Source organism: Paenibacillus flagellatus (assembly GCF_003217775.1).
Classification (GTDB): Bacteria; Bacillota; Bacilli; order Paenibacillales; family NBRC-103111; genus Paenibacillus_AB; species Paenibacillus_AB flagellatus.
Genome location: NZ_QJVJ01000002.1, coordinates 633,333 through 654,746, shown reverse-complemented (window position 1 = coordinate 654,746; position 21,414 = coordinate 633,333). Strand labels below are relative to the sequence as shown.

Below are 21,414 nucleotides of genomic sequence, written 5' to 3'. Positions count from 1 at the left end.
TCCGGTTCGCGAAACGCGCCCGATCGGCATGGAAAACGACAAGGAGGCACGGTCGCCCGCGCCCCCTTGTCGCCGTTTTATCGATTCAGCAGCGTCTTGTACAGCTTGACGACGCTCTGATGCATGCCTTCGTGATACAAGCCGAAGCTGATAAATTGCTCCGGCGCCGCCAGCGTCACGCCGGTCGATGTCGTATACGGCGGCTCGATCCGCTCCTTCAGCCGGTGCTCCAGCGCCTCGCGGATGCGGCCGGGCTGCTCCCGGAGCAAGACCTCCAGCTCCGCCAACGTAGGGACGCGCACCGTTTCCGGCCATGCCGCCGGCGAAGTGCCGTATTCGAACAGCTCCTTGAACCCATCGGGCCTATACAGCGGCAGTCCGATATATTGAAAGGCGAACCGCTCCAGCACGACGTACACGTGACCGAGCTGCCAGCGGAGGGAATTCCGGAACCCGTCGGGAATCCGGTCGGCGAGCTCCTCCGTGACGCCTTCCATCGCTTTCAACGTTTGACCCCGAACGAAAGTCAACTGGTCGAACAAAAACGGATCCATCGAAAAGCCTCCTTCGCTACATTGCGGGCGGGGCGCCCGGGCGTTTCGCCGCTACCTTCCGAAGACCGCATAGCTGTTCTTCCCTCTCGCCTTCGCTTCGTACATCGCCAAATCGGCTTTGCGTATAATTTCCTCCAAGCTGCCGCCGTCCTCCGGGTACAGGCTGATGCCGATGCTGCACGTAATGAGCGCCGACCGGCCGGATTCGGTGCCGTACGGCTCGCCCAGCTTTTGCAAGATGCGATCCGCTACTTGGCGGACGTGCTCCTCGCTGTCGTAGTCGGCCAGCACGCACAAAAATTCGTCGCCGCCGATCCGGGCCACGACGTCCGTGCCGCGCACGCAGCTTTTGAACCGCTCGGCCGTCAGCTTCAGCAGCCGATCCCCGGCTTCGTGCCCGTACGAATCGTTCACCGCCTTGAAACCGTCGAGATCGATGTAAAGCACGGCGTATTGCCGGTTTTTGTTCCACGTCTGCAAAAACTGGTTGACAAAATTCCGGTTGTACAGCCCGGACAGCGAGTCGACGACGACGGCGTTCTCCAGCTCGATCATATAGGCGAGCAGCGACGCCATCGCCGACAGCAGCCGGATGTCCTTCTCCTCGAAATCCCGCGGTTCGGTATCCATGACGCAAACCGTCCCGTACGTCGTGCCGTCCCTCAGCACGATCGGAACGCCCGCAAACGCTCTGGCGCCCAGCTTCCTCGTCACGTCCAGGCCGCACGTAAGCGGATGATCCGCCGTATTCCGGATCGCCAGCGACTGCCGCCCCTCGGCCAAGACGGCGCCGCAGTAAGATTCCGGCAGCGGAAGCTCCGTTCCTTCGCTTACCAGCTCCTGCTCCCGATTGAACGCTTTGAGGATGCGATTCGTCTTTCGGTCGTTGGCGGCGACGAACAGCGTGTTCGCCCCGATAAATTGGCCGAGCAGGTCGACGACGTACGACGCCGCCTCCTCCACGCTGCCGAATTCCTTCGAGCTCCAGCCCGGACCGGTCATGATGCTCCACCACCTCGAATCGAATGGGACTGCTGTATCCCATACTTCCACATTTCTTGGGTGTTCATACGATGAAACCGGCCCGGCGGTTGCGGCGAAACGGCCCGCCGCCGGGTTGCGCCCGTCGCCCGCTACAGCATCACTTTCAGCAGGAGCGCTACGCAGACGACGTTGCTTCCGAGCAACGCCGGAATGCCGAATGTGAACGACGCATGCTTCGTCTTATGCCGGAACGACCGCATCGCGATCCAAGCGCCGGCGGCACCCCCGATCGCCGCGACCAGAAACAGCCGCTTCTCCGGAACGCGCCGGCCGCCTCGAACCGCACGCACTTTGTCGTAGCCGAACAGGAAAAATCCGACCGCGTTGACGACCAGCAAATATAGAAGCAAAACCGCCATGACGCCATCCCTCCCTTTCTTCCCGGCGCCCGGATGCCGGTTTCGGCCTCCTCGTCCGATCTGTGCTATAATCTTAACAAACGATTCAAAAAACGAAAAGGAACGTATCCGAAATGCATCCCGAGAAGTCTTCGCTCATTACCGCTTATATCAAGCTGCTGAACCAAACGCCGGACAAGCTGGAAAACGCGCAAAAAATACGGGATTTCCTGAGCGATACCGTCCAAATCAAAAAATTCGTGCCGCCCACCGTGGAGTTCGTCTCCATCCTTCGCTACAAGAAGCCGAGAATTCATCGCGCCATCATGGACAGCCTCATGCCCCGGACGAGCATGCACATGGTGTTCCAGCTCAATATCGGCTACGAGAAGGCGCTCGAAAGCATCGGGCTTACGAACGATTACTTCAAGTAAGGTAAGCCGGCAGGCCGAGCAGCCGCCCCAGGTCGACGGGACGCCGGCCCGCCTCGAGCAGCGACTCGAGGAGACGCGGCATCGCCTTGGCCGTCTCGGTACAGCCCGGGCTCGAGTGCATGAGCACGATTTCACCGTTGCGCACGTAGTTATCCACGTTCCAGCGAATATGCGCCTCCTCCTTTTGCGACCAGTCGAGCGTATCGAGCGACCAGAGCACGGTCCGGCACCCTTCCTCGCCCGCCGCCAGGACGACGCTGTCGTCGGCCGCCCCGAACGGCGGACGGAACAAGGCCGGCCGGACCCCGATCGCATCCGAGATCGCTTCCTGCGTCCGTCGCAAATCGTCTCGCAGCGCGGCGGCGCCGAGCGTCGTCAGCCGGTCATGGTTCCAGCTATGGTTCAAGACGAGATGCCCCGCCTCATAAACGGCCTTCACGATGTCCGGATGCCGCTCGACTCGGCTGCCGACGAAAAAAAAGCTTCCTTTCACCCCGTAGCGGCTCAACGCTTCGGCGATCGCCGGCGTAACCCGCTCGTCCGGTCCGTCGTCGAACGTCAAGGCGACTTCGCGAACGTCCGGTCCGTTGACGTATACATGCTCCGGAAGACGCCGGGCCATCCGCACCGCCTGCCCCCGCCATTCGTCCAGCCTCGCGCGGGCCGCCTCCTCCATCCGGTCGGAATCTCCGACAATGTCGAGCTCGTAACGATTATTCATGTTTGCTCTCCATTTTGTGAAATATTGTGTCATTCCTACTATACCTTGAATCGGCTGCGGAAGGAACAGCCGATTTCGGCTCCGTTTTCGCCCGCACTGCGCTTCATTCGACGGGAAGCGTTACCTCGACGGCCGTTCCGCGCACGTTCCCGTTCTGGTAGCGGATCGTGCCTTTGTGCTCCTGTATGATCTTGAAGGTAACCATCAGCCCGAGACCGGTTCCCTTCTCCTTCGTGCTGTAAAAGGGCTCGCCGAGCCGCGTTTTCAGCTCCTCCGAGATGCCGATGCCTTCGTCGACGATACGAATCAACACCTCCTTGTCCCCTTTTTTACGAAGCTCCAAGACGATCATCCCCTTTTCGGTCATCGATTCGATCGCGTTTTTGAGCAGATTGACGAACACTTGCCGGATCTGATCGTCGTCGCACCAAATGTCGGGAATATCCGGCTCGAAGCTCGCCACGATTTCGATATTGTTCATATGGGCTTGCGCATTCAGCAGCGCGAGCACGTTGTCCAGCAAATCCGCCAAGTTCGTTCGGCGATATTGCGCGGGCTGCTGCTTGGCCAGCAGCAAAAACTCGGTGATGATCCGGTCGATTTGTTCGACCTCCGACTGGACGATATCGTACAATTCCTTTCGATCCCCGCCGGTTCGCATCAAGTGCAGAAAGCCTTTGATCGAGGTGAGCGGGTTGCGGATTTCGTGCGCGACGCCCGCGGCGAGCTGTCCGGCGACGTTCAGCTTGTCCGATCGGCGGTACTGCTCCTCGGCCCGCTTTTGCTCCGTCACGTCTTTGGCGATCGTGACGACCGCCAGCACGTCGTCGCCGTCGCGCACCGGAATCGCCGTCACGTTCAGATCGACGGGGTGCCCCGACTTATGGATGACGCTCATCTCGTACTGCCTCGCCTGTCCCGACTTCACTTCCTCGAACAGCCGGTCCGCGGCCTCCACCCGGTCGGGAACGATGAACAGCCGCTTGGAACGGTGCAGCAGCTCGTCCGCCTTATAGCCCATAACCGGCTCGGACGCCCGATTGACGCCGATGATGTGGCCGTTGAGATCGAACACGCAGACCAGGTCCGGGTTGCCGTCGAACAGCGCTTCGAATTGGAGGCCGCTCATCCGCGCGGATTCCATCGCCAGCCTCCGGTCGATGAACGCGCCGCCGATCAGGATCGCGATCAGAATGCCGATCGTGATTCCCACCCAGACGGACAATACGCCGGGGTCGACGGTCGCATTCAGAAACGCCCACGTTTTGGCGAAGGCGTCCGTCCGCGCCGCAGACGGCGGCGACATGAAATGGGACGCCGTCATGCCCATGTAATGCATGCCCGTCACCGCGACGCCGAACAGAACGGCGCCCGGCACGAGCCGTCGTTTCCGGTGGCCGAGATCGTTCCCGTTCTGCAGCCGGAACGTGGTGTAAAGCGCCGCATACGAGACGGTTACCGCAATCGCGATCGAAGCGAAAAACGGCAGCGGCCGGTAGTGGATGACGAACGCGCTCTGTATGGCCGCCATCCCGACGTAATGCATCGACGAGATGCCCCCGCCCATGAACATCCCGGATACGATAAAGCGGTTCGCGCTAAGCCGATGCCGGCTCACCAGGAAAATGGCGAGGAACGACGAGCCGATCGCGATGAGCAGCGACAGCAGCGTCAAGCCGACATGGTAGACGGCCGGAAACGGCAGACGAAGCGCCAGCATGCCGACGAAATGCATCGTCCATATGCCGAGCCCCATTGCGAAGGCGCTGCCTGACAATTGTGCCGTTCTTCGGCCCCCGGACGACGGCTCCCGATTCCGGCCGGCCCGGCTTGCCAGATCGAGCGATGCGTAGGATGCTACGATTGCGATGATGACCGATAAAGCCACAAGCGAGATGTTGTAGCTTCCACTCGCATGTTCCATTATACCCCTCCGTTGCGCGTTCCCGATTTTTCCAACACTTCCTTTTTTCTTTTCTACAGAAGAACGCATTGTCCTGTCGGACGTTACGGATTTTTTGCCCGGTAGGCCGACGGCGGCTTCCCCGTCATCTTCCGGAAGGCGAGCGAGAAATGCTGGACGTTGCGGAACCCGCAGTATTCGGCGATTTGACCGATACCGGGCTCGGGTCCCGCGCGCAGCATCTCGATCGCCCGTTCCACGCGCAGTCGAAGCAAGTACCGATACGGCGCGACGCCGTATTTCTCCCGGAACACGGCGGTGAAGCGCGACGGCGACAAATGCGCCAGGCTCGCCATCTGCTTGACGGTGATCGGCTCGTTCAGGCGAAGCGACATGTAGGACAGCACCCGCTCCATCATGGCGGTCGGGGCTTCCTTGCCGTCCGACGATCTCCCTCCGAACGTCCGCAACAGCTCGAGCAGCAGATCGATGCCGAGCCGCTGCGCCTCGATGCCGCCCATCACGGTGCCTTCCTTCCACTTGCCGATCATCCGGAGCAGCGGAGCGACAATCGTCATCGGCTGCGGCGGCCGGAATACGGCGGGGACGTCCACGCCCGGCATGTCGTTCAGCCGGGGCTGCATCAGGTCGGCGAACCGGTCGAGGTTCGTCATGCCCGCGCTCGTCGGGAACGATTGCTCCCGCAGCGGGTTGTAGAAGAAGTCCAAATGCGCGAACGGCGTCCGCGTCTCCGTCAGCCCCTCCAGCGCGATCGAATCGCCGGGCTGAACGAAGCAAACATCGCCCGGATGCAGCTCATAGGCGCGACGGTTGACGGTGAAACGGCAATGTCCCCGTTCGACGTAAACGATCAAATAATCGAGCAGCCTCCTCTCGCCGTACGACCACGGGAGCCGGGACGCGTAATCGGCTTGGCGGATGAACGGCACGACGACGGCTTCTCCCAACGACAATGTCTTCGTCATTCGGTCTCCTCCTTCGGCAGTCGGAATGGACGTTCAATCTCATCATATCGAACGTTCGTACAAGGGACAACGGGAAAACACGCGGTCGAACGACAGTCGAAATGGATAACGAATCAGTCCGATTTGGCGATGCCGCCGCAGCGCCGGGGTTGTAAGATGGGGGCATGACGACCGTATCGAGGCGTCGGACTTTTATCGGACTTTTCGGAATCCGAAGGAGGAATGCATGGTGACCACCCCACACCCGAACCGGCTCCCGAGCCTGGCCGGAATCGCCGACGTCGAGGAGGCGTCCGTCGCCGGACTTCCCGTCGACGACAACGTAAACATGCTGAAGCGGATCCATTACGTGAAGAAGAGGCTGTACGACACGATGATCCGCCATCTGAACCGGACGCCGGAATGGGAGGCGAAGGGCGCCTTCAGCCTGCACATCTGGCTGGACGCCGAGCACGTCGCGGCGATCCGCAAGCGGGTGTCGGAAATGCGGGAGCCCCCGCTTCATCTGGACAAGGCGCCCGACGACAAGCTGGAGCGGCTGATGGACGAGCTGCTGCGCGCGAATACGACGACGGAGCTGCTGTCCGGCCTTTGGTTCGTCCGCAGCTCGCTGCTGCGGGCGTACCGGGCGCATCGCGCGCTGACGAATCCGCTCGTCGACCATCCGACGTGCCGGATGCTCAAGCTGATCGCCGTCGAGGAGGAGGAGACGTTCGACTGGCTTGCCGCCGCGCTGGACGCGCTCGTCGTCACGGATCGCGGCCGGGAGGAGCGGCGCGCCTGGTTCGCCCACCTGTACGCCTACCTCCGGCACGCTCGCGGCATTCTCGGCAACGAGCCGGAGCCGACTGCGGACGAAGCGAAGCTGCCCGAGCCGAGGGCGGCCGAGCCGTTCGCGAACGACTTCGTGCCGCGGCGCGACGACCGGTTTGCCGATCTGCACAACAGCGTGCTCGGTGCGGACGAAGCGTATGCGGACCGCGGACGCGAGCCGAAGGAACGGGTGTGGGCGCTCCTTTACAAGAGGCTGCGGGAAATCGACGTGCCGGAGATGATGTGCTCGATCGTGGCCGAAACGCCCGACAAGCCGTGGGACTACTATGTCGACATGGGCCGTCAAATATGGGACGAGGCCCGTCATTCGATGATGGGGGAGGTCGCCTTCGCGAAAAACGGCGTCGACTGGACCCGGCTGCCGATCCGCATCAACTTCTCGCTCGAGCTGAATACGATGCTGACGCCGGACGAACGGCACGCCGTCCTGTACGACATCGAGTTCGGCCTGATGCCCGGCGATACGGGGAAAAAGCATGAATGGGAGACGGCGAAGGCGTCCGGCTACGGGCTGGCCGTGACGTTCCACGACTACGATTGGGCGGACGAGGTGCTGCATGCGCAAATCGGCCGGAAATGGATCGTGCCGCAGCTCGGCGGCGTTCAGGAGACGCTCGCGACGGCGAAACGGGCGTTCGCCAAGCTGGCCGGGAGCCGGCCCGACTACGAGAGTCTCGAGAAGGACTGGTGGGAGCGGTTTTACGCGGGCGTGAAGGATCGGCCGTTCGCGACGTGAAGGCTCGGCGCGGCTTCCTTCGCTTCTATGGAAAAAAGGGACCGCCGTCGCGGTCCCTTTTATGTAGGCGAATCTTACAGCGAATTGAACGTTTCGGTCAGCACCGGCACGATTTGCGATTTGCGGGAAACGACGCCCTTCAGCACCGCCTTGTTGTCGGCCAGCGTCACGTTGTACGCTTTCTCGACCGCGTGCGCCGAATTGCCCAAAGCGAGGCCGACGGAATCGTTGTTCAAAATGTCGGTCACGACGAACAGGAACAAGTCGAGCCCCTTTTCCGCGATGATGGCGGAAAGCGCCGTTTCCAGCTCGGCTTGGCGCGACAGCACGTCGTTCACGTCGACGGCGTTCACTTGGGCGATTTCGACTTTTTTGCCGCCCATCGAAAATTCCTTCGCGTCGAGCGAGATGAGCTGGGCGATCGTCTTGTCGCTCAAGTCGGCGCCGGCTTTCAGCATGTCCAGGCCGTACGATTCGGCGTTCACACCCGCGATGTCCGCCAGCTCCCGGGCTGCGGCCACGTCCTGCTCCGTGCACGTCGGCGATTTGAACAGGAGCGAATCGGAGATGATGGCGGACAGCATGAGACCGGCGATCGGCTTGTCGATGGCGACGCCGTTCTCCTTGTACAATTTGTTCAAAATCGTCGCGGTGCAGCCGACCGGCTCGGCGCGGTAGTAGAGCGGCGCGCTCGTCTCGAAGTTGGCGATGCGGTGATGGTCGATGACTTCCAGCACGCGGACTTTCTCGATGTCGGGAGCGCTTTGCTGACGCTCGTTATGGTCGACGAGAATGACGCCCGACGCTTCGTTCGCGACCGTCTCGACGAGACGCGGCGCTTCCGCTCCGAACGTCTTGAGCGCAAACTGCGTTTCCCCGTTGACGTCGCCCAGGCGGACGGCCTCGACGTTGTGGCCGAGCTTCGTTTTCAGATCGGCGTAGGCGATCGCCGAGCAAATCGTATCGGTGTCGGGATTTTTGTGGCCGAAAATCAAAATTTTGTCCATGATCAATCTCCTTATTCGAGTATGGAATGGGAAGCTCCGAAACCATTATAGCGTGAATGCCGGCACTTTCCTATTCCTTTTGCGCAAATATACGACCATTCGGATCGGAATTGTTATTACACGTAGCCGTGCCGCCGTTTCCGGTACGCCGCCGGAGACATTCCCGTTTCTTTGCGAAACATCCGGGCGAAATAATTCGGGTCCGGCATGCATACCTGCTCGGCGATCTGCTTCACCGTCAGCTCCGGCGACTGCTCGAGCAGCCGCCTCGCCTTTTCGATCCGGATATGGCGCACGTACTCGACCGGGCTCATGCCGGTATGCTTTTTCAGACAGCGCGACAAGTAGTCTATGTGGTAATGGAACCGGCGCTCGAGCAGCTCCGCCTTGAACGGCTCCCGCTCGCAGCTTCGCAGGTAAGCGGCGACGGCGGCGGCCAGCCTCCCCGAGCGGCTTTCGGGTCCGGACGTGCGCACGAGCTCCTGAAGGCTCGCGAGCAAACGGAAGTATTGCGCCTGCAGCTTCAGCACCGTCCCGACGCACAGACCGTCGTGCAGCCGGACCATTTCCTCCAGCATCGGCCAGACCGACTCCATCTCGAGGCTGCCGTACTTGGGCATGTAGATCGGCCGGCGAGCCGGGTCGAGATCCTTGTCCGTCCCTTTGCGAAGGACGAGCGACCACGGAATGTCGTCCGCCGCGACCCGCCCTTGGGGGGCCTCGTGCCGAACGTGCATCCAGAACAGCTCGGTTTCGACCTCGCATTCCTTGTACCCGACATGCCGCTTCTCCGGCTCGAGCGTCAGCAGCTGCCCGGGCCCGATCGCGTATTCCCGCCCTTCCTCGGCCATGTACAGACAGCCGCTGCGGACGAACAGGATGTCGTACAGCCCGAACGTTCGGGCGAAATGCCGCATGCCGGGCTGCCAGACGCCCCGCCCGACCGTCACGAGCTGCGGCGGCGGCGCCACCGTCCATTCCAGACATTCCATCCCGCTTCCCCCCTCTCCTCGCTCTATCCGGCGACCCGATCGTCCAAGCCGGAATCCCTGCTACCATCGTACTCGAAAATCGGACGGCCGAAAAGTCGGAATCGTGCTAGTTTAGGTCGAAGGCGTGACTTGGCCCGGCGTTCGGGTTAGCGCTAAACTCGGGGAAGAAGCAAACATCCCCATCGTTCAACGTATAAGGAGGCAGCGCGCATGAGGTTTCGCCAAGTCCATCTCGATTTCCATACGTCGGAGCTGATCCCCGGCATCGGCGCCAACTTCTCCAAGGAGCAGTTTCAGCAGATGCTGAAGCTCGGACACGTCGACTCGATCACCGTCTTCTCGAAATGCCATCACGGCTGGGCGTACCACCCGTCGGACGCGAACCGGATGCACCCGCATCTGTCGTTCGACCTGCTCGCGGCGCAGCTGGAGGCGGCCCACGAAATCGGCGTGAACGTCCCGGTTTATCTCTCGGCCGGGCTGGACGAGAAGCAGGCGTTCGAGCGGCCGGACTGGCTCGTCCGGCGGCAGAACGGACAGACGCAATGGTCGCCCGACTTCCTGACCCCCGGCTACCACGAGCTGTGCATGAACTCGCCCTACCTCGACGTTCTAGTCGCCCAGATCGAGGAGGTTGCGTGCCGGTACGACGCCGACGGCATCTTCCTCGACATCGTCGGCGTCCGCGAATGCTACTGCCACAACTGCTTGCGCACCGCCCGGGAGAGAGGCGTCGATCCCCGCGACAAGCAGGCGATGCGGCCGATGTGGGAGGAGACGTACGAGCGGTATACGAGGCGGACGAACGAGGCGGTCCATAAGCATAAGCCGGGGCTGCCCGTCTTCCATAACGGCGGCCATATCAAGCAGGGCCGGCGCGACCTCGCCCGCCGCAATACGCATCTGGAGCTGGAATCGCTGCCGACCGGCGGATGGGGCTACGACCATTTCCCGCTCTCCGCCCGCTATGCGCAATCGCTCGGCATGCCGTACCTCGGGATGACCGGCAAGTTTCACACGACGTGGGGCGAATTCGGCGGCTACAAGCACCCGAACGCGCTCCGCTACGAGACGGCGCTCAGTCTGGCGAACGGCGCGCGCTGCTCGATCGGCGACCAGCTTCATCCGGACGGCCGGATGGACGAAGCGACCTACCGGCTGATCGGCGAAGCGTACCGGGAGGTGGAGGCGAAGGAGGCGTGGTGCGCGGATGCGGAGGGCGTGGCGGACATCGCGCTGCTCACGGTCGAAGCGGCCGGCTTCCAGGCGGAAGGCGAAGGCCGCTGTCCGAAGGCGGACCAAGGCGCCGTCCGGATGCTGCTCGAGGGCAACTGGCTGTTCGACGTCGTCGACTTGGAGTCGGACTGGTCGGCGTACAAGGTGCTCGTGCTGCCGGACCGCATACAAGCCGACCCGGCGCTGGAAGCGAAGCTGGCCGCATACGTCGGGCAAGGCGGCAAGCTGCTCGCGTCGGGACGGTCCGGCCTGCGCACGGACGGCACCGGCTTCGCGGTCGACTTCGGCGTCCGCTGGCTCGGCGAGAACGCCTACCGGCCCGACTACTGGGTGCCGGGCGAGCCGCTCGGCGCGGGACACGCCGCCGACTTGGCCGGGACGGCCTACGTCATGTACGGCGAAGGCCAATCGGTCGAGGCGGCCGGCGGGACGGTGCTCGGCGCGAGGAACAATCCGTACTTCAACCGCGAACCGTTCGCCTTCTGCTCGCACCAGCATACGCCGAATGCGAAAACGGACGGCGGCCCCGGCATGGTCGAGCATGAGGCCGGGATCTATATCGCCTGGAACGTGTTCGAGGATTACGCGACGAAGGGAAGCCTGTTCCTGCGCGATACCGTGTCGTACGCGCTGAACCGGCTGCTGGACGGCCGGAGGACGCTCGTCACGTCGCTGCCGGCGCAAGGGGTGACGACCGTGCAGAAGCAGGAGGCGCTCGGGCGTTGGGTGCACCATCTGCTGTACGCGTCCCCGGTGCGCCGGGGACAGTCCGTCGAGGTTATCGAGGACATCGTCCCGCTGTACGACGTGACCGCTTCCGTACGGACGGACCGGCCGGTACGCCGGGTATACATGGCCCCGCAGGGCGAGGACCTTCCGTTCGATACGGACGGACCGGTCGTCTCGTATACGGTGCCGAAGCTGGAATGCCATCAGATGGTCGTGCTGGAGCTTGCGTAAGACGCCCCCGGCCGAACAGAATAAAGCCGGAGTCCCGAATCGGGACTTCGGCTTCTCATTTCGGCTACTCCTTGTGCTGGATAACGCCCCACAGATTGCCGTCCGGGTCGTAAAACTTGAGCACCCAGCCGAAGCCCTCGTCCAGGTAAAGCTGGATGGGCGCCCCGAGCCGGACGAGCAAATCGTGCAGCTCGCGAATTCGCCGCGTGCGATACAGCAGCACCGGAAAGTCCGTCCCGTTCACGCTGAAATTGGCGGTCGTCTCGTCCTTCGTCTCCCAAAGCATAAGCATCGGTCCGTCGGCCAAATGAAGAAAGGCGATCCGATGCCCGTCCTTATGCCCCAGCCGGAATCCCAAATGCTCCGTGTACCATTGCACCGCGCGGTTCAAATCGCGAACCGGAATTTGCATGTGCTCCAACGTTTCGAGCATGCTCCCCGCCTCCTCTTATGATTACGATTCCTTGTATAATCATAAACCGGAATACAGCTCGATTTTCATACGGATGCGGCATCGTATCCGGATAAAGTCGTTCCGCTGCAAACAAAAGCCCGCGGGCGATCCCTTACGGGCTCGTGCGGACGTCGGCGCGTGGCCGCATTTTCAAGAGGAAACGGCGGAATCGCCGGCTTCGGCCGCCGGCTCGCTTGCGCCTTCCCCGGCCCGCCGCGCCCGGCGCTCGAACCAAGGGACGGCCAGCAGGCACAGCAGCGAAGCCGCAATCAAGCCGATGAAGACCGGGCCGCCGATATCGTCGACCGACAGCACGACGAGCAGCGTGGCGATCCGGGTGACGCAGATGAGCGTCTCCCTCCAGACAAGCAGCTTCGCCTGGCCCGACTGCGGGTACGGCTTGATCAGCTTGAACTGGCTCGTGTTCCAGGCGGCGCCGAAGTAGAACATCCCGACCGCCGTCAGCAGGTTGGAGACGATCAGCACGGCCGGCGCGGGGACGAGCACGATGAGAAAGCCGCACGAAAGCAGACCGGCGCCCGCGATGAGCAGCGTGTCGTCCTTCAGCCGAAGCCTCCGGTACAGGAACAGCGCCGCGAGCGTCGCCGCCGTGTACAAGGCGTTGAAGCCGGCGATCCAAAACTTGTTCTCCGTGATGCTGAACGTGAAAATGAGCAGGAACAGCTGCTGGAATTGCAGGAAGACGCCGGCGGCCAAATTGGAGGCGGCCAGCCACCGGATGCGGGGCTTCCGGAACAAGTCGTCGCGAAACAGCCGGAACACGTACGAGCCTTCACCCGGTTCCGCATGCGCCCGAAGCGAAATGCCCGGCATGACGGCCGAGTAGAGCAGCATGAACGCGAAGAAGAGCAGCATCAGGGCGAACGTGCTGAAATATCCGAAATAATGGATGACGATCGCGGACAACAGCGGCACGACCAGCGTAACGACTTGCTGGACGCTTCCCGCCGCCGTGAAATAACGGCCGAGCTCCGCCGGCGTCCCGCTCAGCGAGACGCTCAAATTTTGCGCGGCGCTGAAAAAGCCGTACATGAGCCCGACCGGGACGCCGACGAGCGCGATCCAGACGAGCCGGTTGTCGAGCTGTACGAACGAAAGCAGGCAAAACGCCGTCCCCCCGGACAGCGCCGAGATGCCGAGCAACAGCCGAACGGTCCGCTTGGACAACAAATAAGCGGCCGCCGCAAATGCGAACGACCACGAGACGTAGACGGTCAAATTGAACCAGGCCACATCGAAGATGAGGCGGTTTTGCTCCCAGATGAACAGATTGACGAATATGCCGACATAGACGAAGATCGTGTAGCTCATCCCGTTCATGACCAGCCATTTGCGAAGCGCGTTCGACATGACGATCCTCTTTTCGGACATGGGTCCGGCCGGTAAAAGCGCCTTCCTTCAGTATAATCGCGGCGGGGCGATTGGAACAGACGTCCGGGAGGAAAATAGACGCGCGTGAAGCGGGCGGGCTCCGAATTTGCTACAATGGGGGAAAACGATACCGATACGGAGGTTACGGCGATGAACGTCTCCCGACAACGGCTGCCCGACGGCCTGCTGCTTCACGAATGGGAACCCGGCGATCCCGCACGGATACGCGGTGCGATCCATCTCGTGCACGGATCCTGCGAGCATGCGGAGAGGTACGATCATTTCGCGCGGTACTTGGTCGGCCTCGGATTCGCCGTCTATGCCGCCGACCTTCGGGGACACGGCGGCACGGCACCGTCCCGCGACGAGCTCGGTTATTTCGGAGAAGACGGCGGCTGGGACGCCATGGTCGAAGATTTGCACCGGCTGACCCGGCACATTCGCGCCAAACGCCCCGGCGTTCCCGTCGTCATGCTCGGCCACAGCATGGGCTCCTTCCTCGCCCGGCATTACGCCATCGTGCACGGCATGGAGCTGGACGGACTCATCGCGGTCGGCACCGCCCACCACCCCCGCCTGCTGCTGCGCTCGGCCGTACTGACGGCGAATACGGCCATCCGCCGCAAAGGAAGCCGGTACCGGAGCAAGCTGCTTTACAAGCTGTCGTACGGCGCGTACAACAGACGGTTCCGGCCGGCGAGAACGCCGCACGACTGGCTCACCCGCGACGAGGCCGAGGTCGACCGGTTCGTCCGGGACGAGCGGTGCGGCTTCGTCTTGACGGCCGCCGGCTTCCGCGACATGTTCGAGGGGCTTCGCTTCATTACGGACTCGGCCCGCATCCGCGAAACGCCGAAGACGCTGCCGGTCTTGCTGCTGTCCGGCAAGGACGACCCGGTCGGCGGCTACGGCGCGATGCCCGAGCGGGCGTATGCGGCGTACCGGCAAGCCGGCTTGACCGACGTCCGGCTGAAGCTGTACGACGGCATGCGCCACGAAATTTTGAACGAGATCGGCAAGGAGGACGTCTACCGCGATATCGCGGATTGGCTGGACCGGATCGTTACGTCGCGTCGTGAAAAATGACGCCCAGCGTATACCTCGTTCCCGCGCGCACCGTGGCGACGCCGTGACGGAGCGTCGTCCGGTAATAGCCGCGCGTCCCGGCGACCGGCCGGTGGCGGGTCGGGAAGACGAGCGCTTCGCCCTGCGCGAGCGCGACGACGTGCGCACGCGATTGGGCGCGGGGACGCTGCTCGACGAGCACGAATTCGCCTCCGGCGTAATCCTCGTCCTTCCGGTTCAGCGCGACGACGACCTGAAACGGAAAGCTGACGTCCCCGTAGACGTCCTGGTGCAGGCAGTTGTAGCCCTCGGCTTCGTACTTCAGCACGAGCGGCGTCGGGCGCGTCTGGCCGCTGCGTCGGCATTCCTCGAGAAACGTCCCCAGCTCCGCCGGATAAGCCGGCTCCTCGCCGAGCCGCTCCAGCCATCGGTTGGCCGCCGTCGCCAGCTCGGGGTAGAACGCTTCTCTCAGCATCTGCACGAGCGGCGGCAGCGGCGACTGAAAGTACCGGTACTCTCCGGCGCCGAATCGGTAGCGCGCCATATCGATCGTCGCCCGGAATCGCTCCTCCTCCCCGTACAGGCGCTCGACGTCCCGGCATTCCTCCGCCGTCAGCAGCTCCGGGATCGAGGCGAAGCCCTGCTCGTCCAGCGCCCGGTGAATCGACGGCCAATCGAGCGAGGCGATCCGCTCGTCCGCTTGTTCCCTCATCCTTCATTCCTCCTCGTTCCTTCGCATTCTTCCTCATTACCATACCGAGCAATCCGCATCCAAGTCTTTCCGAATCTTGCGCTTTCATACGGACCGCAGGACCGGCGGCTTGCGAAATGTTGCCGTCTTATTCCCGAACGGTTTCGCATCGTCCGGAAAACGGGTACACTGGAAGCAACGAACGGAGGGAATATCGATGAACGACGAACAATGGCGCGCCATCGTGGAATGCGATCCGGCGTACGACGGCGTATTTTATTACGGCTTGTCCACGACCGGCATCTTCTGCAAGCCTTCCTGCAAATCGCGGACGCCGAAGCGGGACAACGTCTCCGTCTACCCCGACAACGCCGCGCCGCTGAAGGACGGCCTCCGCCCGTGCAAGCGGTGCAGGCCCGATGCGGAGAACGGGCCGACGTTCGAGGAGGAGCTGGCCGAGAGGGCCGCGCGGCTCGTCCGCGAGCGGTTTCGCGAGCCCCTCTCCTTGACGGCGATCGCGGACGAGCTATACGTCAGCCCGTTTCACCTGCAAAAGCGGTTTACGAAGGTGATGGGCATGTCTCCTTCGAAGTATCTCACGCTGACCCGGCTGGAGGCGGCGAAATCGATGCTCGCGGAGACGGGCGACAGCGTGACCGCCGTCGCGCTGTCGTGCGGCTTCCGCAGCAGCGCTTACTTCTCGGCCGTCTTCCTGAAGGAAATCGGCATGACGCCCACGGCGTACCGGCACCGGCTCTCCTCCCCCTACGGGGAAAGCCTCGGACGCCCGATCTGAGGCGCTGTGGGATCGCTCCCGCGAATGCTCGGCCCGAACGCGAACGAGGAGTCCGGCACAAGCGGTGCCGGACTCCTCGTCTTCCTGTCTGTACGATTCGGTTACGGTTACGCCCAGTTTCCCCGCCGGAATACCGGCTCGACCGTGCCGTCCGGCAGCTCGCCGTCGATGTCGAGCTCGTCCGAGCCGATCATGAAATCGACGTGGACGAGGCTGACGTTCGCGCCGCGGGCGAGCAGCTCGTCCTTGCCGAGCCGCGTCCCGCCCTCGAGGTTGGTCGGATAGGCGCTGCCAAGCGCCAAATGGCAGGAGGCGTTCTCGTCGATCCCGGTGTTGTAGAAGATGCGCCCCATGCAGGAAATCGGCGAATCGTGCGGCACGAGCGCGAGCTCTCCCAAGTAACGGGCGCCTTCGTCCGTGTCGAGCAGCGCCGCGAGATGCTCCTGCCCGACTTCCGCCGCATAATCCGTCACTTTGCCGTCGCGGAACGTCAGCGAGAACCGCTCCACGAGCCGGCCGTTCAAGTTGAGCGGCTTCGTGCTCGTCACCGTCCCGTTCACGCCGTCCCGCTTCGGCATCGTGTACACTTCCTCCGTCGGCATGTTGGCGACGAACGTGACGCCCGCGCCGTTCTCCTTGCCGCCGCCGAGCCAGATGTGCCCTTCCGGCAGCTCGACGGTCAGGTCGGTGCCGGGAGCGCGGAAGCGCAGCCTCCGGTACTTTTTCCCGTTCAGCTCCCGCCGCTTCGCGAGCAGGACGTTCAGATGGTCCCGCCACGCCCCGATCGGATCGTCCCGGTCGATCCGGTTCATGCGGAAGATCGTCTCCCACATCGCCGGGATCCGCTCCTCCTCCGGCAGGTCGGCGAACACTTTGGCGGCCCACGCCCGCGTCGGCGCCTTCACGAGACACCAGCTGAACGTGCTGTTGCGCACGTAGCCCTGGTACTTCTGTCTCGCCACCGCCGCCGCCCGGCTCGCCTCCGTCACCTTCCGCCCGTCGATGCCGCTGTACAGCTCGGGGTCGGGCACCTTGATGTTGACGATGGCGCCGCCGCCTTCGGCCAGCTGCTCCATCATGCGGGCGTTCCATTCCGGGTAATACGAAAACGAATCGTCCGGCGCGAGCTCGAACCGGGCGCGCGTCACCTGCTCGTCGTCCCAGTTCACCTGCACGTATTTGGCCCCGGCTCGATAAGCGCTACGTACGAGCTTGCGGGCCAGCTCCGCCGTCTCGAGCGGCGACTCGATCATAAGCACTTGCCCCGGCTGAAGATTGACCCCGACCCGGATAATAAGCTCCGCGTATGTATCCAGCTTTTTTTCGAATGCGTCCATGTCCGGCGATTCTCCTTCGCGACCTATTGAATTCCGCTGCTTCCGAAATTCAATATAAATCATTTCGCCGCCGGGTGCAAAAGATCGGCCCACAAGAAGACGGTTCGGGGATCGGCGTTATCCGGTTCCGGCTTCTCCGTCATGCCGGCCGATCGGTTTTCGCTTCCTTTCGAGCGTCCCCTTCGCGTGAAGAACGATAAGAACGTCCAGCTCCATCGAAAGGGCCAGCACGTCCGGATGTTGAAAATCATAGTTGTACTTGCCCGCCAGACGCTCCATGAGCGTTCGCAAACGATCGATTCTTCGCTCCAACGACATTCGACTTCCCTCTTTCACGCCTTTCGTTCTCACGAACTATATATTCATCATCATATACGAGAACGCCCGCCCGGTAACCGAAAAACCGTTGCGGGACCGCGCAAATTTGTACGCGGTCCCGCAAAATGTCGGGTATGCTGCCGTTTCGCGTCGAACGAAGGTCGCGCTACAAGGACGTCGGCGTGTAATCGGGATCGGCCAGCAAGCCCATCTGCTTCGCCTTGACGGCCGCTTCGATCCGCGACTTCACCTTGAGCTTGTGAAAAATGTCCGTCAAGCAGTATTCCAGAGACCGCTGGCTCATCAGCAGCGACTCGGCGATCTCCTTGTTGCTTCTGCCCTGCGCGATTTGCTTCAGAATGTCGTATTCTCTCTTGGACAGGGCGTTCGGCTCGGCGGCCGATTCGTTCACGGGATCGGTCGTCCGGCGAAGCTGCTTCACGAGCGAGAGAGGCAAAATCACTTCGCCCCGCAGCGCGCACCGGACGGCCGCCACCAGCTGCTCCTTGTGCGCCGTCTTCAGCACGAACCCGGCGATTCCCGCCTCGATCATCAGGTTGAAATGCGTTTTGAACTCGAAGCCGGTATAAATCAAAATGATCGCCTCCGGCAGAAGGGCGAGAATGCGCTTCGCCAGATCGATCCCTTTGACGTCCGGCATATGAAGGTCGATCAGCATGACGTCGAACCGGTGCTCCGCACATAAGCCCATCGCCTCGGCGCCGGAATGCGCGAGCGTCACGTGCATATCCCCTTCCTGCTCCAGCAGCACCTTCGTCCCTTCCATGACCGAAGGATGGTCGTCGACCAATAAAATTCGAATCATACGCGATCAATACCCCTCATGCAAATTGACGGGCCCGTCCGACAGCGCTGCGGGCACCGATATATAGATGGACAACCCTTCGTTCGGCGACGAGTGCCATTCCATCGTCCCGTCCATGCTGCGAACCCGCTCCTTCATGCCGAAGACGCCCATGCTGCGGAACGAGTGGTCCGCTTCGTCCAAGTTCGCGCCGACCCCGTTGTCCTCGTACGTCAGCTGGATTCGGTCCGGGTGGCTGTGCAGCGTGATGGCGACGCGCGTCGCCTTCGAATGCTTCGTCGCGTTCGCGAGAAGCTCCTGGACGATCCGGTACAAGCCGGTCAGCAGCTCGTCGCTCAGCGTATGCCGGAAGCCGGACGCCTCGAACTCGATCGCGTAGTCGGTCCGCATCTGCATGAACTCGAACAGCGCCTCGAGCGACGTGACCAGCCCTTCCTCGATCAGAAGCGGCGGCCTCAGCTCGTTGCACGTTATCCGGATTTGATAAATGACGTCGAGCAGCCCTTGCGTGATCGGCTGCAGCTGCTCCCGCACGTCGGGCGGAACGGACGGATCGGTCGACAGCTGATCCAGCTTCCGGTACCAGATGATCTGCTCCTGCAGCGCCGCGTCGTGCAAATCTTGGGACAGATGCTTGCGCTCGTGCTCCGACAGGCTGAACAGCAGTCGAAGCAGCCATGACGGCGCCACCTGCCGCGACGCCAGCTGCTCCAGCTCGTTCGACAAGTCCTCGATCACCCGGAAATTGTCGTACAGGACGCCGACGTAGCGGGATATCGTCTTCAGCCAAACCGCGCGCGGAGCGTGTCTGCCGTTAGGCGGCTCGGAACCGACGCAGAGGAGGCAGCTCTTCCCCCTCCTCTCCCCGATCTTCAAAAAATATCCGTCCGGCGTATCGATAATGCCGCATACCGGCAAATGCACGATGTCGTGCGCCCGGATCGCGTCCGCCATCCGCTTCCACAAGTCGAGGCTGCCTCTCCGCAGCAACATGTCCCGGTTGCGGTCCGCTTCGACGAGACAGACGTCGGACGCGTTCATGACGCGCCGCACCTCGATCAGAAAGCGCCGTTCCATCTCGCTTTCCTTCATGACGCCGAGCAAGTCGTGGGAAAACCGGTCGAGACTCGTCTGCAATTGGTCGTGCAGCTCCTCGCTTTCGCGAATGCGCCGCGCGGCCCGCTTCTTCGCCTCCTCCGCCTTTTTACGCTCGGTAATGTCCCGGAGCAGCGTCAGTCCCGCATGGGTTCCCCCGAACGGAACCGACGCGACGATCGCTTCGACGTCGATGACGGCGCCGTCCGGCCGGACGATCCGCTGCTCGGCGGGAGGCGGCATGTACGTTTCAGCGTATACGCGCTCGAGGCGCGTTCGGACGGCGTCGCAATCGTCCGGATGAATGAAGCGGAAGATGGATCGCCCGACGAGCTCGCCGGCGACGCGGGCGCCGAACAGCGAGACGGCCGCCGGATTGACGTAACGGAACTTGAAGTCGCTATGATACACGATCGCCTGCGGGGACAGCTCGATCAGCCTCCGGTTCAGCTCCTCGCTTTCGGACAGCGCCCGTTCCATTCTTTTGCGATTCGTAATATCTTCCGATACGATCTGGACCGATCGATCCCGGGGATCGTAAATCGCCATCGCGGAAATGTCGACTTCCTTGCCGTCCTTGCGGACGATTTTGTACTCCTCGGCGGGAGAGGCGCCGTCCGCCTCGATGCTGTCGAGCAGCTTCTCCGCTAGCGCCCGGTCGTCCGGATGGACCCAGTCGATCGGCGACGTGCCGATGATGTCGTCCGGTCGTTCCGCGCCCGTCAGCTTCATTCCGGCCGGATTGACGTATGCGAACGTCTCGTCCTTCAATACCGAAATCGCGATCGGGGAAAGCTCCACGAGGCGGCGGTACCGCTCCTCGCTAACCTGCAGCGCCCGCTCCATACGGCGGCGTTCGGCGATTTCGGCGACGACCTGCGTCACGTCCCGCGATACGACGACGATCCGGTCGAGCGCCCCGTCCTCCCCGAGAACCGGAGTGGCCAGGCAGTCGACGTGTATCGGGCGTCCGTCGGCGTGGCGGAAGCGGAACCGCATCTGCCGGTTCGCGCGCGTCTCCACCATCTCCGCGAACCGCATCCGAACGGCGTCGGCATCGTCCGGGTAGACGTAATCGAAAGCCGACGTGCCCCGCATCGCGACTCCGTCGAAGCCGAGCACGTTCGAATGGGAAGGCGACGCGTAACGGATCGTCCCTTTCTTATCCACGATGCCGAGCAGGTCCGTCATGTTCTCCGCGACGAACCGATAGAGCGCTTCGCTTTCCCGGAGCGTCTGCTCGGCCATCTTCCTCCGCGTGACGTCCCGGGCGACGACCAAAATGTATTTGATCTCCCCGTCATCGCCGAGTATGGGCGTGCCGTGCTCGTCCAATACCAGATACCGGCCGTCGGACCGGGCGAGCCGAAATTGGACGTTGTGCGGCCGCTTGCTCGCGATCATCGTCCGAAACTCCCGGACGACCGTCTCCATATCGTCGGGATGAATGTTTTTCAGCAGCAGCTGCTGGTCGACGCATTGCTCGGGCGTAAACCCGAGCCGCTCCGTATGGGAAGGGGATGCATAGATGGATCGGCCGTGCGTATCCACGATGCGCACCATGTCCGTCATGTTGTCGGCGATCAGCCGGTACATCGCTTCGCTTTCGGCCAATCGCTTCACCGAGTCGTCGATATCCCGGAGCCTCCGGTCGTCCTGCGAATAAGGCTCCGCGTGTCCGTCTTTATGATGCAA

The 21,414-nt window shown here is 62.4% G+C and carries 20 protein-coding genes; 5 read left to right on the top strand and 15 right to left on the bottom strand.

Annotated features, from left to right (window positions below; genetic code table 11):
• Positions 1 to 77: 77 nt before the first annotated feature.
• The 3 genes from DLM86_RS06320 to DLM86_RS06310 all read right to left on the bottom strand — a co-directional run bounded on the left by DLM86_RS06320 (position 78) and on the right by DLM86_RS06310 (position 1,957).
• Positions 78 to 554, bottom strand: a complete 477-nt coding sequence (locus DLM86_RS06320) for a DinB family protein (RefSeq protein ID WP_110839107.1) — start codon at positions 552 to 554, stop codon at positions 78 to 80.
• Between the two features lie 51 nt (positions 555 to 605).
• Positions 606 to 1,556: a sensor domain-containing diguanylate cyclase gene (locus DLM86_RS06315; RefSeq protein ID WP_110839106.1), complete on the bottom strand. Its 951-nt coding sequence runs from the start codon at positions 1,554 to 1,556 to the stop codon at positions 606 to 608.
• A gap of 131 nt (positions 1,557 to 1,687) precedes the next feature.
• Positions 1,688 to 1,957, bottom strand: a complete 270-nt coding sequence (locus DLM86_RS06310) for a DUF1294 domain-containing protein (RefSeq protein ID WP_110839105.1) — start codon at positions 1,955 to 1,957, stop codon at positions 1,688 to 1,690.
• 113 nt (positions 1,958 to 2,070) lie between these two features.
• Between DLM86_RS06310 and DLM86_RS06305 the strand changes: the two genes are divergently transcribed.
• Entirely contained in the window at positions 2,071 to 2,370 is a 300-nt protein-coding gene (locus DLM86_RS06305) for a hypothetical protein (RefSeq protein ID WP_110839104.1), read from the top strand.
• On the opposite strand, the gene DLM86_RS06300 is transcribed toward DLM86_RS06305, so the two are convergent.
• The 3 genes from DLM86_RS06300 to DLM86_RS06290 form a co-directional block, all read right to left on the bottom strand.
• Positions 2,363 to 3,091: a polysaccharide deacetylase family protein gene (locus DLM86_RS06300; RefSeq protein ID WP_158289355.1), complete on the bottom strand. Its 729-nt coding sequence runs from the start codon at positions 3,089 to 3,091 to the stop codon at positions 2,363 to 2,365. The genes DLM86_RS06305 and DLM86_RS06300 overlap by 8 nt on opposite strands.
• 103 nt (positions 3,092 to 3,194) lie before the next feature.
• On the bottom strand, positions 3,195 to 5,015 hold the full coding sequence (locus tag DLM86_RS06295) for an MHYT domain-containing protein (RefSeq protein ID WP_158289354.1): 1,821 nt from the start codon (positions 5,013 to 5,015) through the stop codon (positions 3,195 to 3,197).
• 83 nt (positions 5,016 to 5,098) lie between these two features.
• Positions 5,099 to 5,980 (bottom strand): AraC family transcriptional regulator, encoded by an 882-nt coding sequence (locus tag DLM86_RS06290; protein ID WP_110839101.1) that lies wholly within the window; start codon positions 5,978 to 5,980, stop codon positions 5,099 to 5,101.
• 226 nt (positions 5,981 to 6,206) lie between these two features.
• Here DLM86_RS06290 and DLM86_RS06285 point away from each other — a divergent pair, with 226 nt between their 5' ends.
• Entirely contained in the window at positions 6,207 to 7,550 is a 1,344-nt protein-coding gene (locus tag DLM86_RS06285; RefSeq protein WP_110839100.1) for a hypothetical protein, read from the top strand.
• A gap of 74 nt (positions 7,551 to 7,624) precedes the next feature.
• On the opposite strand, the gene DLM86_RS06280 is transcribed toward DLM86_RS06285, so the two are convergent.
• A complete protein-coding gene (locus tag DLM86_RS06280; RefSeq protein ID WP_110839099.1) occupies positions 7,625 to 8,557 on the bottom strand; it encodes a manganese-dependent inorganic pyrophosphatase in 933 nt (310 codons plus the stop codon).
• A gap of 116 nt (positions 8,558 to 8,673) precedes the next feature.
• Entirely contained in the window at positions 8,674 to 9,549 is an 876-nt protein-coding gene (locus DLM86_RS06275; RefSeq protein ID WP_110839098.1) for an AraC family transcriptional regulator, read from the bottom strand.
• A gap of 210 nt (positions 9,550 to 9,759) precedes the next feature.
• Here DLM86_RS06275 and DLM86_RS06270 point away from each other — a divergent pair, with 210 nt between their 5' ends.
• The gene (locus tag DLM86_RS06270; RefSeq protein WP_110839097.1) at positions 9,760 to 11,745 is read left to right on the top strand and encodes a beta-galactosidase trimerization domain-containing protein; all 1,986 of its coding nucleotides are present in this window, start codon (positions 9,760 to 9,762) and stop codon (positions 11,743 to 11,745) included.
• A gap of 64 nt (positions 11,746 to 11,809) precedes the next feature.
• Here the strand turns inward: DLM86_RS06270 and DLM86_RS06265 are convergent, their stop codons facing one another.
• Positions 11,810 to 12,178: a VOC family protein gene (locus DLM86_RS06265; RefSeq protein WP_110839096.1), complete on the bottom strand. Its 369-nt coding sequence runs from the start codon at positions 12,176 to 12,178 to the stop codon at positions 11,810 to 11,812.
• Between the two features lie 171 nt (positions 12,179 to 12,349).
• Complete coding sequence (locus DLM86_RS06260; RefSeq protein WP_146250161.1) at positions 12,350 to 13,570, bottom strand: MFS transporter; 1,221 nt, start codon at positions 13,568 to 13,570, stop codon at positions 12,350 to 12,352.
• Between the two features lie 171 nt (positions 13,571 to 13,741).
• Between DLM86_RS06260 and DLM86_RS06255 the strand changes: the two genes are divergently transcribed.
• A complete protein-coding gene (locus DLM86_RS06255; protein WP_110839209.1) occupies positions 13,742 to 14,677 on the top strand; it encodes an alpha/beta hydrolase in 936 nt (311 codons plus the stop codon).
• Here DLM86_RS06255 and DLM86_RS06250 read toward each other — a convergent pair.
• Positions 14,655 to 15,368: a 2OG-Fe(II) oxygenase gene (locus DLM86_RS06250; RefSeq protein ID WP_110839094.1), complete on the bottom strand. Its 714-nt coding sequence runs from the start codon at positions 15,366 to 15,368 to the stop codon at positions 14,655 to 14,657. The genes DLM86_RS06255 and DLM86_RS06250 overlap by 23 nt on opposite strands.
• 196 nt (positions 15,369 to 15,564) lie before the next feature.
• Between DLM86_RS06250 and DLM86_RS06245 the strand changes: the two genes are divergently transcribed.
• Positions 15,565 to 16,143 (top strand): bifunctional transcriptional activator/DNA repair enzyme AdaA, encoded by a 579-nt coding sequence (locus DLM86_RS06245; protein WP_110839093.1) that lies wholly within the window; start codon positions 15,565 to 15,567, stop codon positions 16,141 to 16,143.
• A 107-nt stretch (positions 16,144 to 16,250) separates the two neighbouring features.
• Here the strand turns inward: DLM86_RS06245 and DLM86_RS06240 are convergent, their stop codons facing one another.
• From DLM86_RS06240 to DLM86_RS06225, 4 genes are all read right to left on the bottom strand, one after another.
• Entirely contained in the window at positions 16,251 to 17,480 is a 1,230-nt protein-coding gene (locus tag DLM86_RS06240) for an aminopeptidase (protein ID WP_110839092.1), read from the bottom strand.
• Positions 17,481 to 17,597: 117 nt separating this feature from the next.
• Positions 17,598 to 17,798 (bottom strand): aspartyl-phosphate phosphatase Spo0E family protein, encoded by a 201-nt coding sequence (locus DLM86_RS06235; RefSeq protein ID WP_110839091.1) that lies wholly within the window; start codon positions 17,796 to 17,798, stop codon positions 17,598 to 17,600.
• Between the two features lie 166 nt (positions 17,799 to 17,964).
• Positions 17,965 to 18,624: a response regulator gene (locus DLM86_RS06230; protein ID WP_110839090.1), complete on the bottom strand. Its 660-nt coding sequence runs from the start codon at positions 18,622 to 18,624 to the stop codon at positions 17,965 to 17,967.
• A gap of 6 nt (positions 18,625 to 18,630) precedes the next feature.
• A complete protein-coding gene (locus DLM86_RS06225; protein ID WP_110839089.1) occupies positions 18,631 to 21,414 on the bottom strand; it encodes a PAS domain-containing sensor histidine kinase in 2,784 nt (927 codons plus the stop codon).

Coding starts and splice junctions, on each gene's coding strand:
- DLM86_RS06320 (WP_110839107.1), bottom strand. CDS start 554: ATGGATCCGTTTTTGTTCGACCAGTTGACTTTCGTTCGGGGTCAAACG.
- DLM86_RS06315 (WP_110839106.1), bottom strand. CDS start 1,556: ATGACCGGTCCGGGCTGGAGCTCGAAGGAATTCGGCAGCGTGGAGGAG.
- DLM86_RS06310 (WP_110839105.1), bottom strand. CDS start 1,957: ATGGCGGTTTTGCTTCTATATTTGCTGGTCGTCAACGCGGTCGGATTT.
- DLM86_RS06305 (WP_110839104.1), top strand. CDS start 2,071: ATGCATCCCGAGAAGTCTTCGCTCATTACCGCTTATATCAAGCTGCTG.
- DLM86_RS06300 (WP_158289355.1), bottom strand. CDS start 3,091: ATGAATAATCGTTACGAGCTCGACATTGTCGGAGATTCCGACCGGATG.
- DLM86_RS06295 (WP_158289354.1), bottom strand. CDS start 5,015: ATGGAACATGCGAGTGGAAGCTACAACATCTCGCTTGTGGCTTTATCG.
- DLM86_RS06290 (WP_110839101.1), bottom strand. CDS start 5,980: ATGACGAAGACATTGTCGTTGGGAGAAGCCGTCGTCGTGCCGTTCATC.
- DLM86_RS06285 (WP_110839100.1), top strand. CDS start 6,207: ATGGTGACCACCCCACACCCGAACCGGCTCCCGAGCCTGGCCGGAATC.
- DLM86_RS06280 (WP_110839099.1), bottom strand. CDS start 8,557: ATGGACAAAATTTTGATTTTCGGCCACAAAAATCCCGACACCGATACG.
- DLM86_RS06275 (WP_110839098.1), bottom strand. CDS start 9,549: ATGGAATGTCTGGAATGGACGGTGGCGCCGCCGCCGCAGCTCGTGACG.
- DLM86_RS06270 (WP_110839097.1), top strand. CDS start 9,760: ATGAGGTTTCGCCAAGTCCATCTCGATTTCCATACGTCGGAGCTGATC.
- DLM86_RS06265 (WP_110839096.1), bottom strand. CDS start 12,178: ATGCTCGAAACGTTGGAGCACATGCAAATTCCGGTTCGCGATTTGAAC.
- DLM86_RS06260 (WP_146250161.1), bottom strand. CDS start 13,570: ATGTCGAACGCGCTTCGCAAATGGCTGGTCATGAACGGGATGAGCTAC.
- DLM86_RS06255 (WP_110839209.1), top strand. CDS start 13,742: ATGAACGTCTCCCGACAACGGCTGCCCGACGGCCTGCTGCTTCACGAA.
- DLM86_RS06250 (WP_110839094.1), bottom strand. CDS start 15,368: ATGAGGGAACAAGCGGACGAGCGGATCGCCTCGCTCGATTGGCCGTCG.
- DLM86_RS06245 (WP_110839093.1), top strand. CDS start 15,565: ATGAACGACGAACAATGGCGCGCCATCGTGGAATGCGATCCGGCGTAC.
- DLM86_RS06240 (WP_110839092.1), bottom strand. CDS start 17,480: ATGGACGCATTCGAAAAAAAGCTGGATACATACGCGGAGCTTATTATC.
- DLM86_RS06235 (WP_110839091.1), bottom strand. CDS start 17,798: ATGTCGTTGGAGCGAAGAATCGATCGTTTGCGAACGCTCATGGAGCGT.
- DLM86_RS06230 (WP_110839090.1), bottom strand. CDS start 18,624: ATGATTCGAATTTTATTGGTCGACGACCATCCTTCGGTCATGGAAGGG.